This window comes from Cryobacterium sp. MLB-32, assembly GCF_000738085.1.
GTDB lineage: Bacteria > Actinomycetota > Actinomycetes > Actinomycetales > Microbacteriaceae > Cryobacterium.
Genome location: NZ_JPRS01000188.1, coordinates 1 through 14442 on the forward strand (window position 1 = coordinate 1; position 14442 = coordinate 14442).

At 66.8% G+C, this 14442-nt stretch carries 14 protein-coding genes; 6 read left to right on the top strand and 8 right to left on the bottom strand.

Annotated elements, in window-relative coordinates; translation table 11 throughout:
- The first annotated feature begins 304 nt into the window (after nucleotides 1-304).
- Together JF66_RS15330 and JF66_RS15335 are read left to right on the top strand one after the other, a co-directional pair.
- Nucleotides 305-2002: an MFS transporter gene (locus tag JF66_RS15330; RefSeq protein ID WP_035879406.1), complete on the top strand. Its 1698-nt coding sequence runs from the start codon at nucleotides 305-307 to the stop codon at nucleotides 2000-2002.
- Complete coding sequence (locus tag JF66_RS15335; RefSeq protein WP_051973610.1) at nucleotides 1999-2451, top strand: MarR family winged helix-turn-helix transcriptional regulator; 453 nt, start codon at nucleotides 1999-2001, stop codon at nucleotides 2449-2451. Before JF66_RS15330 ends, JF66_RS15335 begins: the two co-directional genes overlap by 4 nt.
- Nucleotides 2452-2703: 252 nt before the next feature.
- Here the strand turns inward: JF66_RS15335 and JF66_RS15340 are convergent, their stop codons facing one another.
- Together JF66_RS15340 and JF66_RS15345 are read right to left on the bottom strand one after the other, a co-directional pair.
- A complete protein-coding gene (locus tag JF66_RS15340) occupies nucleotides 2704-4206 on the bottom strand; it encodes a cell wall metabolism sensor histidine kinase WalK (RefSeq protein WP_035879407.1) in 1503 nt (500 codons plus the stop codon).
- Nucleotides 4203-4952: a response regulator transcription factor gene (locus tag JF66_RS15345; RefSeq protein WP_197059439.1), complete on the bottom strand. Its 750-nt coding sequence runs from the start codon at nucleotides 4950-4952 to the stop codon at nucleotides 4203-4205. The genes JF66_RS15340 and JF66_RS15345 overlap by 4 nt, the downstream gene beginning before the upstream one ends.
- A gap of 179 nt (nucleotides 4953-5131) precedes the next feature.
- On the opposite strand from JF66_RS15345, the gene JF66_RS15350 reads away from it, so the two are divergent.
- Both JF66_RS15350 and JF66_RS15355 read left to right on the top strand, forming a co-directional pair.
- Nucleotides 5132-6625, top strand: coding sequence for an ABC transporter permease (locus tag JF66_RS15350; protein ID WP_035879410.1), 1494 nt, complete (start codon nucleotides 5132-5134; stop codon nucleotides 6623-6625).
- A gap of 23 nt (nucleotides 6626-6648) precedes the next feature.
- The gene (locus JF66_RS15355; protein ID WP_035879411.1) at nucleotides 6649-7320 is read left to right on the top strand and encodes an ABC transporter ATP-binding protein; all 672 of its coding nucleotides are present in this window, start codon (nucleotides 6649-6651) and stop codon (nucleotides 7318-7320) included.
- A gap of 6 nt (nucleotides 7321-7326) precedes the next feature.
- On the opposite strand, the gene JF66_RS15360 is transcribed toward JF66_RS15355, so the two are convergent.
- Nucleotides 7327-8400, bottom strand: a complete 1074-nt coding sequence (locus tag JF66_RS15360) for a hypothetical protein (protein ID WP_156109841.1) — start codon at nucleotides 8398-8400, stop codon at nucleotides 7327-7329.
- A 265-nt stretch (nucleotides 8401-8665) separates the two neighbouring features.
- Here JF66_RS15360 and JF66_RS15365 point away from each other — a divergent pair, with 265 nt between their 5' ends.
- On the top strand, nucleotides 8666-9292 hold the full coding sequence (locus tag JF66_RS15365; RefSeq protein ID WP_035879419.1) for a YqaJ viral recombinase family protein: 627 nt from the start codon (nucleotides 8666-8668) through the stop codon (nucleotides 9290-9292).
- Nucleotides 9293-9438: 146 nt separating this feature from the next.
- Nucleotides 9439-10419 (top strand): NADP-dependent oxidoreductase, encoded by a 981-nt coding sequence (locus JF66_RS15370; RefSeq protein ID WP_231556453.1) that lies wholly within the window; start codon nucleotides 9439-9441, stop codon nucleotides 10417-10419.
- 7 nt (nucleotides 10420-10426) lie between these two features.
- Here the strand turns inward: JF66_RS15370 and JF66_RS15375 are convergent, their stop codons facing one another.
- The 5 genes from JF66_RS15375 to JF66_RS15395 form a co-directional block, all read right to left on the bottom strand.
- Nucleotides 10427-11035, bottom strand: coding sequence for a signal peptidase I (locus JF66_RS15375; RefSeq protein WP_051973611.1), 609 nt, complete (start codon nucleotides 11033-11035; stop codon nucleotides 10427-10429).
- Nucleotides 11032-11703 (bottom strand): LPXTG cell wall anchor domain-containing protein, encoded by a 672-nt coding sequence (locus JF66_RS15380; RefSeq protein WP_035879414.1) that lies wholly within the window; start codon nucleotides 11701-11703, stop codon nucleotides 11032-11034. Before JF66_RS15380 ends, JF66_RS15375 begins: the two co-directional genes overlap by 4 nt.
- A gap of 35 nt (nucleotides 11704-11738) precedes the next feature.
- Nucleotides 11739-12944: a fibronectin type III domain-containing protein gene (locus tag JF66_RS15385; RefSeq protein ID WP_197059440.1), complete on the bottom strand. Its 1206-nt coding sequence runs from the start codon at nucleotides 12942-12944 to the stop codon at nucleotides 11739-11741.
- A 20-nt stretch (nucleotides 12945-12964) separates the two neighbouring features.
- Nucleotides 12965-13558, bottom strand: a complete 594-nt coding sequence (locus tag JF66_RS15390; protein WP_051973612.1) for a hypothetical protein — start codon at nucleotides 13556-13558, stop codon at nucleotides 12965-12967.
- A gap of 64 nt (nucleotides 13559-13622) precedes the next feature.
- Entirely contained in the window at nucleotides 13623-14225 is a 603-nt protein-coding gene (locus JF66_RS15395) for an alternate-type signal peptide domain-containing protein (RefSeq protein ID WP_035879416.1), read from the bottom strand.
- Nucleotides 14226-14442 lie beyond the last annotated feature (217 nt).

The following is a 14442-nucleotide window of genomic DNA, read 5'->3' on the forward strand; positions in this document are numbered from 1 at the left end:
GCTGGGTCACAATCCATAAGACTGACAACTTACTTCGAACACCTGCGCGGGCCGTTCACGTGAATGAACCTTCGGTCACTCCGAGCATTTCTGCGCAAAGCAACAACCGGCGGTCTGTGGCTAAGGATGACTCTATGTCACGCACGGCGGCAGCGCAACTCGCAGCATCCGGTCAAAGTAGTTGAATACTGTCCACTAAATGTATATAGTTGATATCTGTCAATTACATCTTGGGAGCTTCATGTCACGCGCGTCACGCCGCACACCAGCCACATCCCGTCAACCGATTTCGGCTGACGGCAGCATGACCCAGCGCCAGGTTCTCGAGGCTCTCTCCGGTCTGCTGCTGGGCATGTTCGTCTCCATCCTCGCCGGCACGGTTGTCAGCACCTCGCTGCCCGTGATCATCTCGGACCTCGACGGTGGTCAGTCCTCGTATACGTGGGTCATCACCGCGACGCTGCTCGCCACCACGGTCTCCACGCCCATCTGGGGCAAATTCGCCGATCTGTTCAACCGCAAACTGCTCATCCAGCTCGCTCTCGTGATCTTCGTGCTCGGCTCTGCCCTCGCCGGCTTCTCCCAGGACACCGGAACCCTGATCGGCTTCCGCGTGCTGCAGGGCCTCGGCGCCGGTGGCCTCGCCGCCCTCAGCCAGATCATCATGGCCGACATCATCAGCCCGCGCGACCGCGGCAAGTACGCCGGCCTGTTCGGCGCCGTCATGGCGCTGGGCACCGTGGGCGGCCCGCTGATCGGAGGGGTGATCACGGATGCCTTCGGCTGGCGCTGGAACTTCTTCATCGCGCTGCCCGTCGCCATCGTGGCGATCGTGCTGTTGCAGCGCACCCTGCACCTGCCCGAGCGGGTCAAGCGCGTGGTGCGCATCGACTACCTCGGCGCCGTGCTCATCGCCGGCGGCGTCTCCCTGCTGATGATCTGGGTGACCCTCGCGGGAACCAACTTCGAGTGGGCATCCGTCACCTCATTTGTCATGGTGGGCGGCGCCGTCCTGCTGCTCGTGGCCGCCGTCATCGTGGAGGCGACGGTGAAGGAACCCATCATTCCGCTGTCGATGTTCCGCAACCGCACCTTCAGCATCTCCACCATCGCGAGCATCTCGGTCGGCGTCTCCCTGTTCGGCACCTCCCTCTTCCTCAGCCAGTACATGCAGCTGGCCCGCGGCGCCACGCCCACCCAGTCCGGCCTGCTGACCATCCCGATGATGGGCGGCTTCCTCATCTCATCCACGGCCTTCGGAATGCTGATCACCCGCACGGGCAAGTGGAAGGCCATCATGATCACCGGCGCTTCGCTCGTGATCGCCGGACAGCTCCTGCTCGGAACGCTTACCTCCACCACCAACCTCGTGCTCGTGGGCGTGTACATGTTCGTGCTTGGGGCAGGTCTCGGCTCGCTCATGCAGAACCTGGTGCTCGTGGTGCAGAACGCCATCGACGTGAAAAACCTCGGCGTGGCCACCAGCGGCATCACATTCTTCCGCAGCCTCGGCGGCACCGTCGGCGTGTCCGTGCTCGGATCGGTGCTCGGTACGGTCGTGGCCGACGGCATCCGTCGCGGAATCGGCACGCTCGACCCCGCTCGGCAGATCACCGCGAATGACGCGCTGGGGTCCGGGACCATCCCGAACCTGTCCGAGCTGCCCGGCGCCATCCGAGTCGTCGTCGAGTCGGCCTACGGCTCCGGCGCCGGCACGGTCTTCCTGCTCGGCGCTCCGCTCGCCGTCATCACTCTCGTGATGGTGTGCCTCCTGCCCAATATCCCGCTCGGCGGCAAGACCGCGATCGCCCGCGCGCACGCCGAGGGGTTGCAGCGTGAAGCGGATGCTCGCGCCCGGAGCCGGCGTGAGCTCGCGGACATGGAAGACATCCTGATCGATGTGACCACGGGATCCGCCGGACTCACGCCGGTGGGTCTGAACACTCCGACGGGATCGATTCGCGTGGTCGAGGCCGCCGAACGCCGTAGCCTGAAGCAGTGAACGTGACCGCAGAAGAGAGCCCCGACACCTCGGCCGTGATCGCGGAGGTCGTTGAGGAGATGAACGTACTCGCCGGCAGCATCCGCGCGAGCCAGCGCGAGGCGGCCGCCCGCATCGACCCAGACCTGCAGGCCTTCGGGCTGCGCATTCTGCGGTTGCTGGCCCGCAACGGCCCGACCCACGCCGGGGCCGTAGCCAACCTACTCACGGTCGACAAGAGCGTGATCAGCCGGCATACCAGACCGCTCTGCGAACTGGGGCTCGTCGAGACGCAGCCCGACCCGAGCGACGGTCGCGCGCACTACCTGGCCATCACCGCACTCGCCGCGGCCAAGCTCGACGAGCTGCGCGCGGGCGATACGGCGATCGTGCACCGACGCCTCTCGACCTGGTCGGTAGACGACCTGCACGAGTTCTCCCGACTGCTCGCCCAGCTCAACACCCCGTAGCCCCCCCGCCCCCGCACTAAAACCGGTGTTTCTGAGACACGCCGGGTCGCACAGCCACCCGGGGCGGCGTGTCGCGACAAACACCGGTTTTGCGACGCCGGACGGACCTGGGCGGGGCGGGACGGGACGCACCCGCACTAAAACCGGTGTTTCTGAGACACGCCGGGTCGCACAGCCACCCGGGGCGGTGTGTCGCGACCAACACCGGTTTTGCGGGACCGGCGCGGATCGACCATCCGTTCCGCGTGGGCGTCAGGCGAGCGGGAGGGAGACGCGGAATTCCGTGCGGCCGGGCTCGCTCGAGACGGTGACGTCGCCGTGCAGGGCGACGACCACGGCCTGCACGATCGCCAGGCCGAGACCGGTGCTGCCGGTCCCGCCGCGCGACGAATCCCGAGAACGCGAGGTATCACCACGGGCGAAACGCTCGAACAGGGTCGTCTGCAACTCCTCCGGAATACCGGGGCCGTCATCGCGCACTGTCACGATCGCTCGGTCATTCTCCGCGGCGAGCGCCACGGTGACCGTCGTGCCGGCGGGGGTGTGCACCCGGGCGTTCGCGAGCAGGTTGGCGAGCACCTGATGCAGCCTGGCGGGGTCGCCGATGGCTTGAATCGGATCCTCCGGCAGGTCGAGATTCCAGACATGGTCCCGGCCCGCGGCGTGCGCGTCACTCACCGCGTCAACGAGCAGGCGGGTGAGGTCAACCGGTTCGAGCTCGAGCTCCCGGCCCTCATCGAGGCGGGCGAGCAGAAGCAGGTCTTCGACGAGACCGGTCATCCGAATGGACTCGGACTCGATCCGGCCGAGCGCATGCATGGCATCCGGCGGCAGCTCCTGACCGCTGCGCCGGGTCAGTTCCGAGTAACCCCGAATCGAGGCGAGGGGCGTGCGCAACTCATGGCTCGCATCCGACACGAACTGGCGCACCTTGCGCTCGCTGGCCTGCCGGGTCTCAAGAGCCAGATCCACATGGTCAAGCATGCGGTTGAGCGCGAGGCCCACCCGACCGACCTCGGTGCGGGCGTCCGTGTCCGCTTCCGGCACCCGGTCGACAAGGGACACCTCGCCGCGGTCGAGTGGAAGCGACGCCACGCGCGACGCCGTTTCGGTGACGCGCTGCAGCGGGCGCAGAGCGAAGCGCACGATCCAGGCGGCGAGCGCCGCCACGAGCAGGATGCCGGCGAGGGACACGAAGGCGATGATCGCGGCAAGCTGGGTGGCCGTGGAATTCACCCCGGACAGGGGAAGCCCCACCAGATACAGCGTGCCGGTGCGGCTGGTCTCGGCGACCACGCGGTACTGCCCGAGGCTACCTTCGAGGTCCACGGTCACCGGCGTTGACTGCTTGATGTGATCGGCGAGCAGCTGCACCTGACGCGGCTCGAGCGTTCTGATGGCGCCGCTCTCGTTGTCGGTGTACCCGGTGGTGATCGTGGAGCCGTCGAAGACGAGGGCGAGCAGGCCCGGCGGCTGAGCCGGGCCGCGGAGGATGGCATCCGCTGTCGGGGCGATGAAGAAGCCACGATTATCGTTGTCGCCATCGCCGCCGATCACGCTCCCGGAACGGCCGGCCGCCGATGCGAGCTGCACGTCGAGTCGATCGACGAGCGAGCCACGCAGAATGGCCACGCTCACCGCACCGATCACGATGCTGACGAGGGCGAGCAGCCCCACGACGGTGAGCACAAGGCGGCGACGCAGGGTCCACGGCGCGCGCCCGCTGCGCTTCGGGGCAGCGGCCGGATGGCTCATTCCGCGATCTTCAGCATGTAGCCGGCGCCGCGCACGGTGTGGATCATCGGCTCGCGACCGGCATCGATCTTCTTGCGCAGGTACGAAATGTAGATCTCCACCACGGATGATTTCCCGCCGAAATCGTAGCTCCATACGCGGTCGAGAATTTGGGCCTTGCTCAGCACCCGGCGGGGATTGCGCATGAGGAAGCGAAGCAGCTCGAACTCGGTGGCGGTGAGCTCGACGGACTCACCGCCGCGGAACACCTCGTAGCTGTCCTCGTCCAGCATGAGGTCGCCCACCGTGATGCGGGGATCGCTTGAGTCCGCGACGGCGAGCGTGGAGCGCCGGATGAGGCCGCGCAGCCGTGCGACGACCTCCTCGAGGCTGAACGGCTTGGTGACGTAGTCGTCTCCGCCGGCGGTGAGGCCCGCGATACGGTCGTCGAGCGAGTCCTTCGCGGTGAGGAAAAGCACGGGTGTTTCGTAGCCATCGGCGCGCACACGCTGCAGCACCTGCAGTCCGTCGATGTCGGGCAGCATGATGTCGAGCACGATGGCATCCGGTCGAAATTCCCGGGCGATGGTGAGCGCCTGGCGGCCCTCGCCGGCGGTACGCACCTCCCAGCCTTCGTAGCGCAGCGCCATCGACAGCAGGTCGGTGAGGGTGGGTTCGTCGTCGACCACGAGCACCCGGATGGCGCTCCCGTCGGCCTTGCGGAGGCGCGGGCCGTGCGTGGCGGGGCTGCTTGTGCGTGTGCTCATGTTCACTAGTATCAAGAGTTTTCTATGAATAAGCCGTGCGTGGTCCATCCACAACCTGTGAACTGGGAGAGTGCAGCGCTCACAGCTCCTTCATAAGCCGCCCTTGGCCCCGGGATAGGTGTGCTCCGTAGATTCATCTTCTGGGACCTCGACCGGCAGGTCCCCGGAACAGGAGACAGATGTTCATCACCTACCTACGACGGGAGCTCGCCGGGCGGCGCAAACAAACCGCCATCGTGGCGAGCGGCATGGCCCTCGCGATTGCCCTCGTCATCATCGTGAACTCCGTGGCGAGCGGCGTTCAGGTCGCCCAGGCATCCGTTCTGCAGTCGGTGTACGGCGTCGGCACGGACATCACCGTGAGCCAGACACCCGCGGCCCCCGCGGCGGGCGAGGCTCCCCGCGGCGGACCGCGGCAATTCGACTTCGGGCAGGACGCCGGCACCACCACCGACGGCACCACCTCGGTGCACCAATCCCGACTCGAGGCGGCCCGCGGCACCAGCACCTTCGACGCTGCGGCTCTCGATACCGTCGGAGGGGTGGATAACGTGTCCGCAGCCGCCGCCACGCTGTCGCTGAACAACACCACATTCAACGGGTCCCTGCCCGGCAGAAACGCCACGGGCAGCGCAGGCGTGGCTCCCGGAGCGGGCGGAACGCCGCCCGCCGGCGGTCCGGACGGCGCCGGCGGAAGCGCCTTCAGCGTCGACTCCTTCTCGGTTCTCGGGCTCAACCCCGACGACGAGGCGGTCGGTCCTCTGTCGGCCGTCACCCTCACCGACGGACGCTCCCTCACGTCAGCGGATGTCGGCAGCAACGTTGCCGTGCTCGACGCGAGCTACGCCACCACGGCCGGCCTCGCCGTGGGCGGAACGGTCTCGATCGCCGGCACCGACTTCGAGATCGTCGGACTCGTGACCGCGGCATCCGCGGATGCCGCCACCGCGGCAAACGTGTACATCCCTCTGGACGTGGCCCAGTCGCTTTCCGGCCTCACCGGTCAGATCTCCGACATCTACGTGCAGGCCGCATCATCGACGGACATCGCGCAGATTCAAGCCGACGTGGAGTTCGCCCTGCCGGATGCCACCGTGAAGACGCAGGCCGACCTTGCGTCGAGCGTGTCCGGATCACTGTCGAGCGCCGGTGACCTCGTGAAGAACCTCGGCCTGTGGCTCTCCCTGCTCGTACTCGGCGCTGCGTTCCTGATCGCCATCCTGTTCACGATCTCCGGCGTCACCCGCCGCACTCGGGAGTTCGGCACCCTCAAGGCAATCGGCTGGTCGAACGGGCGGATCGTGCGCCAGGTCGCCGGCGAATCCCTCGTGCAGGGCCTGATCGGTGGCATCGGTGGTATCGCGATCGGCCTCCTCGGCATCCTCGCGATCAACCTCATCGCCCCCACACTCACCGCAGGCGCGGCTGTCACGCAAGGCGTCGGCCCGGGCGGCGCATTCGGCCCCGGCGGTCCCGGCGGTCCCGGCGGCGGATTCGGCCAGGCCGCCATGGCCGCCGCAACGAGCGAGATCGCACTCAGCGCCCCCGTCACGGTGTCGATCATCCTGATCGCCGTCGCACTCTCCGTTCTCGGCGGCCTGCTCGCCGGAGCCATCGGCGGATGGCGCGCCTCGCGCCTGCGTCCCGCCGAAGCCCTCCGCAGCGTCGCCTGAACCCCGCAGTCAAGGAGAACACCATGTATGAACTGACGAACGTCACCAAGACGTACGACCAGGGAAAGCGCAGCGTCACCGCGCTCAACAACGTCACCCTGTCCATCCCCGACGGTCAGATGGTCGCCATTCAGGGGCCGACGGGGGGCGGCAAGTCAACCCTGCTACAGATGCTGGGGGCACTCGATCGACCCACCGACGGCACCGTGGAACTCGGCACGTCGTCGCTGTCCACGCTCCGCGACGGGCCGCTCGGTAGAATCCGGGCGACCGAGATCGGGTTCGTGTTCCAGGGATTCAACCTGATTCCCACGCTCAGCGCGCAGGAGAACGTCGAGACCGCGCTGGCCCCGCTGGGACTGCCGTCCTCCCAACGCAGGGAGCGCGCGATCGCGGCGCTGGCCTCCGTGGGTCTCGGTGGGCGCCTGACCCATCTGCCGGCCGAGCTGTCGGGTGGGCAGCAGCAGCGCGTGGCGATAGCCCGCGCTCTCGTGAAAGAGCCGTCCGTGCTGCTGGCCGATGAGCCCACCGGCAACCTCGACGAGGATACCCGTGACGAGATCATGGACCTGCTCGAGGGGCTGTGGCGCGACCGCGGACTGACGCTGATCGTGGTGACACACGACACGGCCGTGGCGAACCGGGCCCAGCGACGCCTGCACATCGCAGAGGGGGTGCTGACCGAGGTCGCGTAGCCGCATCTAGAGCGCGGCGAGGGTCTCGAGCAGTTCGGGCGGCGTCACGAGGGCCTCGTACCCGGGCGTGTGGAGGCGGCCGCACCCGTCGAGTTCGACGGTGATCGGCGCGTCGATCCGACTCTCGTACCTCTCCGGCCACAGCACGGCGAACCGCGTCACCTCGGTCTCGCACGGCGGCGCCGGCCGCTCGGACGTGGATGCGGCGACGAGCAGCCTGGCCGCCACATCCGTTGCCAGCGTGGTGGCGCCGGTGAAACCGCCGGCACGCTGGGCGATCAGACCCTCACGCTCCGGGAACGAGCCACCGTCCACCGGCTCCTGTTCAGGCTCAGCCGTATAGAGGCAGGCGTCGACACCGTCGACGCCTGCCCACGAGGGGGTTGTCGGACGCCCCGCCGCTGCCGCACTCGGCTCCGGCGTCGCGCCCGGCGCGGCAGGCACCACGTCAACCGACATGGTCCGCTGCAGCAGGGCACGCTGCGCGGGAGCGGCGTAGGTCATGACGCAGCCGCCATCGAGGGCGGCACGGGACTCCACGAGTCGCACCCGCAGGGTGTCGGAATCTTTGAGCGTAAGCCTCTCGAGCGCCGCCAGCGCCGCCGGTTTGGTCTTGAGGCACGCGTCGCGGGGCCAGGCCACGCGCACGGCCTCACCGGCAGCATTCTGCAGCCACAGTTCCGGCACGAGCGGCATGTCCGCGGTGCACGCCTGGGTGAAACCGAACCGGTCATCCGGCGCGGAGAGCGCATGAAGCAGGGGACCGAAATCGCCCTCCAGCCGGTCCACCGTCACGGCAGACCAGCGGCCCTTCTCGTCTTCGAACGACGCCATGAAGCTGCAGCGATACGCGGCGTCGGGAACGAAACCGTGGGGAACGCGCCCGGGCGCCGGCGCATCGGGATGCTCGGGTGCATCCGTGGGACGGGCCGTGTCGGGCAGCACCCACCCGCCGAGATTGGGCGCCTGACAGTCCACGCCGTCCACGACGGCAGCGACCGGCGCCTCGATGTCATTCTGAAACCCGGGCATTCCCGCGCAGCCGGTCGTTCCGACGGCGAGCGCGACAGCGACCGCCACGCCGGAAGGAAACCGACCGCACCACGTCATGACAGGCCCCCGACTGTTGTGCAGCCGACGCTACCCGACGCACGTCACATCGCGATAACGATGGTTCATTCCGCGGCTGAGGCAGCACTTTTCACGGGTTCTCCCCAGATTCCTCCCTGATTACCGGCCCGGCAGCGGGCACGATCGCCCGAACGGTCGCGTGGTGCGTCGGGTCCCGCCACCGCGAAAGTGGCATAGTGGAGGGGTGACCGAATCCGTGCTCTCCCTGTTCGAGCTGGAAGAACCCGTCACCCTCGTCGCGGCACCGCTGCCCCACACCCGGCGCATTGTCGCCAACTCCGACGACCGGGTCGCCTGGCTGCGTGCCCGTGCCCGTGGCATCACCGCAACGGATGTCGCCAAGCTCGCGACGCCGAAGTCCGTGCAGAACGCCGCGTTCGACAAGCTCAATGGCAGCAACTTCAGCGGCAATACCTTCACCGATCATGGACGGGCCCGCGAGCCCGAGATTGCCGCGTGGGTGCTCGAAAACTACGGCATCGAGCCGAGCAACAATCTGTTCCACGCAGCAGACCAACCGCGCCATCTGGCGACCCCGGACGGTGTCGGTCGCTGCGAGAACGGGGTGCTCGAACTCGCCGAGATCAAGACGACGAGTAAGCCGTGGCGCAGCATCCCCCGCTCCTACCTGCGTCAGGTGTGGTGGCAGCAGTACGTGCTCGGTGCCGATCGCACGCTGCTCGTGTGGGAGCAGCACGTCGACTTCGTTCCGGTGAATCCCGTTCCGGAATTTCGGTGGATTGAACGCGACGAGGACCAGATCGCGATCCTGATCGGATTCGCGAACGATCTGATCGGCATTCTCGAGCGCGACTACCTGGACCGGCACCCGACTCCCTGACCGCCCGGCGCAGGTTGCAGAACCCAGCGCACCCAGCGCCGTGCGCCACGCTCCACACCCTGCGCTGGCACATCCGCAACCTGCTCCGACCTCGGCTCCACACGCTGCTGGCGCACGCTGCTGCGCGCACCCGGCAGACTGTAGTGATGACCGACCTGCCGAAGACCATGCGCGCCCTCGTGATCGACCGTCCAGGGACCGCCGACGAGCTCCACCTCGCCCATGTTCCGCTGCCCATCCCCGTGGTCGACGAACTGCTCGTGCGCGTCGTCGCGGCGGGCGTCAACCCGATCGACGCGAAAACACGGGCCGGCGGCGGCGTCTCTGCCGCGATCACCGGCTACCCGGCGATTCTCGGCAACGACTTCAGCGGCGTCGTCGTGCGCTCCCCCTACGCAGCCTTCCCGCTTCAGCCGGGTGACGAGGTCTACGGGATGGCCCGCGTTCCGCGCACCGGCGGCACCTACGCCGAGTACGTGGCGGTCTCTGCCCTCAGCGTGGCGCGCAAGCCCGCCCGGATCAGCCACGTGGAGGCAGCCGCCCTGCCCGTTGCCGCCCTCACTGCCTGGGGCATGGTCGTCGACGTGGCACACGCCGCACCCGGGCAGCGGATGCTCATCCACGCCGGCAGCGGCGGCGTCGGCCACCTGGCTGTGCAGCTGGCCAGATCCCTCGGCGTGCACGTGACCGCAACGGGCTCCACGGCCAGCCTCGAGTTTCTGCGTGAACTGGGCGCGCACGAGGTCATCGACTACACGACGACGCGATTCGAAGACGTGGTGCACGACCTCGACGCCGTGATCGACCTGATCGGCAATGTGCATGACGACACCGGGTCCCGGTCCCTCGGCGTACTGCGCGACGACGGCATTCTGGTCAATGCGCCCACCGGCAGCTGGCCCACCATGGCAGCGGATGCGGCCGACGCGGGCATCCGCGCCACCGGCTACAAGGTATCGGCCGACGCCCGCGCCCTCGACCGCATCAGCGCTCTCGTCGATTCCGGCGAGGTGCGCGTGCATATCGACCGGGTATTCGACCTCGCCGACGGCGCCGACGCGCACCGGGCCGTCGAGGGCGGGCACACCCGCGGAAAAGTCGTGCTGCGGGTCAGCGATCAGCCTTAACCACGGGTCACGAATGAGCGCTGCGGCGACGTTTCTTTACCGCAGCGAGTGCGCCGGAGGCCATCATGTAGCCGGCGTAAGAGAACAGCAGCACGGCCCCCACGGGGATGATCCAGGATCGGTTCGCGCCGTTCACGGCGCTGTTGACGTAGCCGATGAACGGCACGGCATACCAGAGCCGGCCCTGCACCTGTTCGGCCAGCACCTCTTCCACGTCGGCCTTGCTGTTGTTGTCCCCCTTCAATACGAAGGTTCGATCCCCGGCCGAGGAATTGATCGCGATGATGCGGTGCGTGATCACGCCAGGCTTTCCGGATTGGATCTGATAGGTGATCACGTCTCCGAGACGCAGCTCGTTCGGGTCGACGGGACGCACGATAATCAGAGTGCCCGGCGGATACCCCGGCTCCATCGAACTCGTGAGCACGGTAAGAGGGATAGACCCGGTGGCCTTCGGCACCAGAATCAACAGCACGGCGAGCGCGATCACCAGCAGCAGAACGGCTGCGCTGAGCACCAGACCGAGGTAGTGCCACAGACTCTTCTCTGCAGCCACCTCGGGCGATAGAGCGGTTCCGTCCGTCGGCTCAGTGTCGCCGACATCCGTCTCGATCATCCCTGTTCCACCGATCGTCGGCGTCGAGCCAGGACCAGACGACCTCCGATACCCAGCAGCAGCCCGGCCGCGGCGAAAAGCGCGAACGGCGTGTCAGCGCCCGTGCTGGCGAGAGTGGTCACGCCGCCCGCGTTTGAGGAGATGAGGACACCCTCGTCGGTACAGGCGACGTCCTGAAAGCTCCCCGCATCGGCGTCACGCATCGAAACCATCAACCCGAGGTTCGCGCTCTCGGCCTGCCCGGTGCTTCCCGTCAACCGGTCCATCGTGAAGGCCACATTCAAGGCGACGGTGGCGTGGGGCGCCAACACCTGCGCGGGCAACAGAATCTCGCACGCCTCCACGGAACGCAGCGTGGACGCGCGGTCCCCCGTTGCGCCCACGCCCCAGCTCGACACGGTCACGCCATCGGCAAAGGCATCCGAGGAGAAGGTCACGCCGCGGGCGCTCACCCGCAGTTGCGCAGGCTTGTCACTGGGGTTCCTGATCCAGAGGCTCGACGTCACGGTTCCGCCGGGAACGAGCAGTCCCACGTCGTCGAACATTCCGCCGTGCAGCTGGGTGTCGAAATGCTCGCCGTCCAAACTCACGAGAATGTTCGTCGGTGCGGCCCACGCTGGCGCGGCCACGCCCCACACAACGGATGCTGTCAAGCCAATAACCATCATGGCCCCACCCAGTCCCGCAGTAATCCTGCCCATAGCTACGACGCTTTCTTCAGGGTGAACAGCTGGTCGGTGTGCCTGACGTCACAGTCTTCCTGGGTGACGGCGCGTTTGTTGCCGCTACCCGAATCCACCAGACATTTCTTGCTGTCCGCGTTCCGAAGCTGGTAGGTGTCGCCCGAGCCGACGAGCGCCCACGTCATGCCCCCGGAGATCTGCTTCGTGGACAGCCCCAGCGTATCCTTGTCGCGGTTCCCGATCGTCAAGACGCCGGCATCCGTCTCGGCCGATGCAATCGTGTACCCGCCGCCGACCACTGCAAACAGCCACTGCCGCTTCTGATCGGAATCACAATTTGTGATCGTGACCCCGTCCCCCTGCTGCCAGCCCGATGAGATGCACCGCTTGCCATCGCCCTTCGCCGCCACGGTGTATCGAGTGCCGTCGGCGACCGGACGGGTCGTGACGGTGAGCGCGGCGCCGGAGGTGCTGTTGCCTGCGTAGTCACGCGCCGTCACGGCGTAGGTGTATTCCGTGCCCGGTTTCAGACCGGTGATCGAGTAACCGGCCGGCACGTCGACGGGGCTCCCCGGCCCCGAGAGTGTGTAACCCGCCAGACCGAAGTTGTCGTTCGCGGCCCCGCGGTTCACAACCACGGAGGTATCGCTCACCGAGGCGATCATCGGCTCGGTCGTGAAGACGGGCGCCGTCCAGTCCGACGTGGTTTGGGTGATCGTCGTGGAAAGACCCTGGGCCGACCACGTGCCGACGCTCGAGGTGACAGCGACGGTCGCCGTGATCTCGCCGCTGGGGTTCATCGACGTCGCCGAGGGCAGGGTGCGCACGCAATACGTGGCGGATTCGCCCGGCGTCAGCGTTCCGGACAGAAGATCGACGACGCTCCACGTGGCAGAGGCGGCCCGGTCGGGCATGGTCGCGCAGGTCGATCTCGCGGCGATCAACCAGGTACGCACCGTCGTCTGTTCGGCCAGTGCCGACGGCCGAGACGTTGCGGTGAGCGCCAGTCGGTAGGTCGCGGTGAGATTGCTGGTGTTCGTGACCGTGATCGGCGTGGTCACCGCGGACGAGGCATCGGCATAGTTGAACGCCAGTTGATCGGATCCACTCTGGGAAACACTCAGAGCGGCGGCGGAAACGGATGCTGTCGCGTTCGACTGCGCCGTCCAAGACGCGTGCCCCACACCAGTTCCGGCCAACACGAGGAAGAGCGCAAGCCCCGTCATGATGCTCGCCTTGTGTCTGATCATAATGGGTCCTGAGTCGCGTCGAAGAGCAGGGTGAAGGCGGCCGCGCCACCCTGCACTTCGGAGGGAGCGTCGAACGCGAGCGCCACCTCCAGGCAGACCGCGAGAGACTCGTCGACGCCGAGTAAATACGGGGTCGTTGTGGTGAAGGTGGGCAGGCCACCGGAAGACCCCGTGGTGAGACCGGCTGTGCAGCCGGACCCCACTGCTGTGGGAGTGAGGTGAACCGTAAGCCAGCCGGCCAGCGCAATCGCCGAGTGCGACGACACGACAGAGTTCATCGATGCAGTGACGGTCAGTGGCGTCGTGCCGGTGTTGGTCAGAGTGAGGGGAAGCAGTGCGGATGCGCCCGGGCCGAGCCTGTTCACGGACAGGTCTCCCGCGATAAAGCTGGTCTGACCGTTCACGCTGAGGCTGGACGACCCGGCCGTCACTGTGGCGCCGGATTCGGTCGTAGCACTCGTGCTCAGGAGGGCGTAGGTCCCGCCGACACCGGCCACCGAGACCACGATCACGGCCGCAAGAACCAGCGCCGTATTGACCATCGACCGAAGGGGGAAGAGTGCGCCACGGTCGCGTTGTACTCCGCGCATTCCCTTGCCCTTCGGTCGATGTCTATTTCAGTGCAGATTCCGGACTCAGCCGGGGTGCGGGTTGTTAGTTGAGGATTGTCTGCTGCAGCTCGACGGTCATCTTCGACAGGTCGACGGATCCGAGCATTCCGTCGGTGGCTTCCTCCGGGAAGTGAAGGGTCACGGAGACATTCACGTCTTTTGCAGCCGTGGTGATGACATATGTCGGAGCATCGCCAGAGATGCCCGTTCCGGTGGCCGCGACGTCGACATGTGCTGTCAGGTCAGCAGCCAGCTGCTTGCTCGCTTCGGTGGCCTCGTACCTCACCGGGCCCCTGTCGTTCTCCCCGCCTGAAACCTTGACTTTCGTGGCCGTGATCGACGACCCGGTGAGGGCCAGGGTGGCCGTCAAATTGGTTCCCGTTACTTTCACGGGCAGGGTCTGCTTGAAGACCAGGGTGTCACCGGGCACAATCGTGTAGCTGCTGAGGTTGATCGACTTCGAGTCGCCATTGGCGTACCACGATCCATGGGCGTTGTCGTTCGAGTTGATCGCGAGTTCACCGGCGACGACCGTTCCGCCGGCGACGGCCGCAGAGTCGTTCCAGAGGGCGAACGTTCCGGCGCCTCCGAGGAGGAGCGCGATGCCGGCCGCACCAGCAATGGAGCCTTTAATGAGCTTGTTCATGAGAATTCCTTTCGGGGCACGGGCGTGCCGAAGCGGGCCTACAGAGGCCATGAGTGTTTCTTCGCTACGAGATCAGCGTGAACTGCGCAACGGCGCGAGGTTCTACTGCTGACGTCTTTCCCGACGTGTGCCGAAAAAGAATGCGCCGGAATCGATGCCTGCTTGACAGGTCCGGTTCCAGCGCCATCCCCTGCTAGAACTCTAGGGACGACAGACA

Bases quoted from the DNA above. Each gene is read 5' to 3' on its own strand.
- JF66_RS15330 (WP_035879406.1), top strand. From the start codon at position 305: ATGACCCAGCGCCAGGTTCTCGAGGCTCTCTCCGGTCTGCTGCTGGGC.
- JF66_RS15340 (WP_035879407.1), bottom strand. From the start codon at position 4,206: ATGAGCCATCCGGCCGCTGCCCCGAAGCGCAGCGGGCGCGCGCCGTGG.
- JF66_RS15345 (WP_197059439.1), bottom strand. From the start codon at position 4,952: ATGAGCACACGCACAAGCAGCCCCGCCACGCACGGCCCGCGCCTCCGC.
- JF66_RS15350 (WP_035879410.1), top strand. From the start codon at position 5,132: ATGTTCATCACCTACCTACGACGGGAGCTCGCCGGGCGGCGCAAACAA.
- JF66_RS15355 (WP_035879411.1), top strand. From the start codon at position 6,649: ATGTATGAACTGACGAACGTCACCAAGACGTACGACCAGGGAAAGCGC.
- JF66_RS15370 (WP_231556453.1), top strand. From the start codon at position 9,439: ATGACCGACCTGCCGAAGACCATGCGCGCCCTCGTGATCGACCGTCCA.
- JF66_RS15375 (WP_051973611.1), bottom strand. From the start codon at position 11,035: ATGATCGAGACGGATGTCGGCGACACTGAGCCGACGGACGGAACCGCT.
- JF66_RS15380 (WP_035879414.1), bottom strand. From the start codon at position 11,703: ATGATGGTTATTGGCTTGACAGCATCCGTTGTGTGGGGCGTGGCCGCG.
- JF66_RS15385 (WP_197059440.1), bottom strand. From the start codon at position 12,944: ATGACGGGGCTTGCGCTCTTCCTCGTGTTGGCCGGAACTGGTGTGGGG.
- JF66_RS15390 (WP_051973612.1), bottom strand. From the start codon at position 13,558: ATGCGCGGAGTACAACGCGACCGTGGCGCACTCTTCCCCCTTCGGTCG.
- JF66_RS15395 (WP_035879416.1), bottom strand. From the start codon at position 14,225: ATGAACAAGCTCATTAAAGGCTCCATTGCTGGTGCGGCCGGCATCGCG.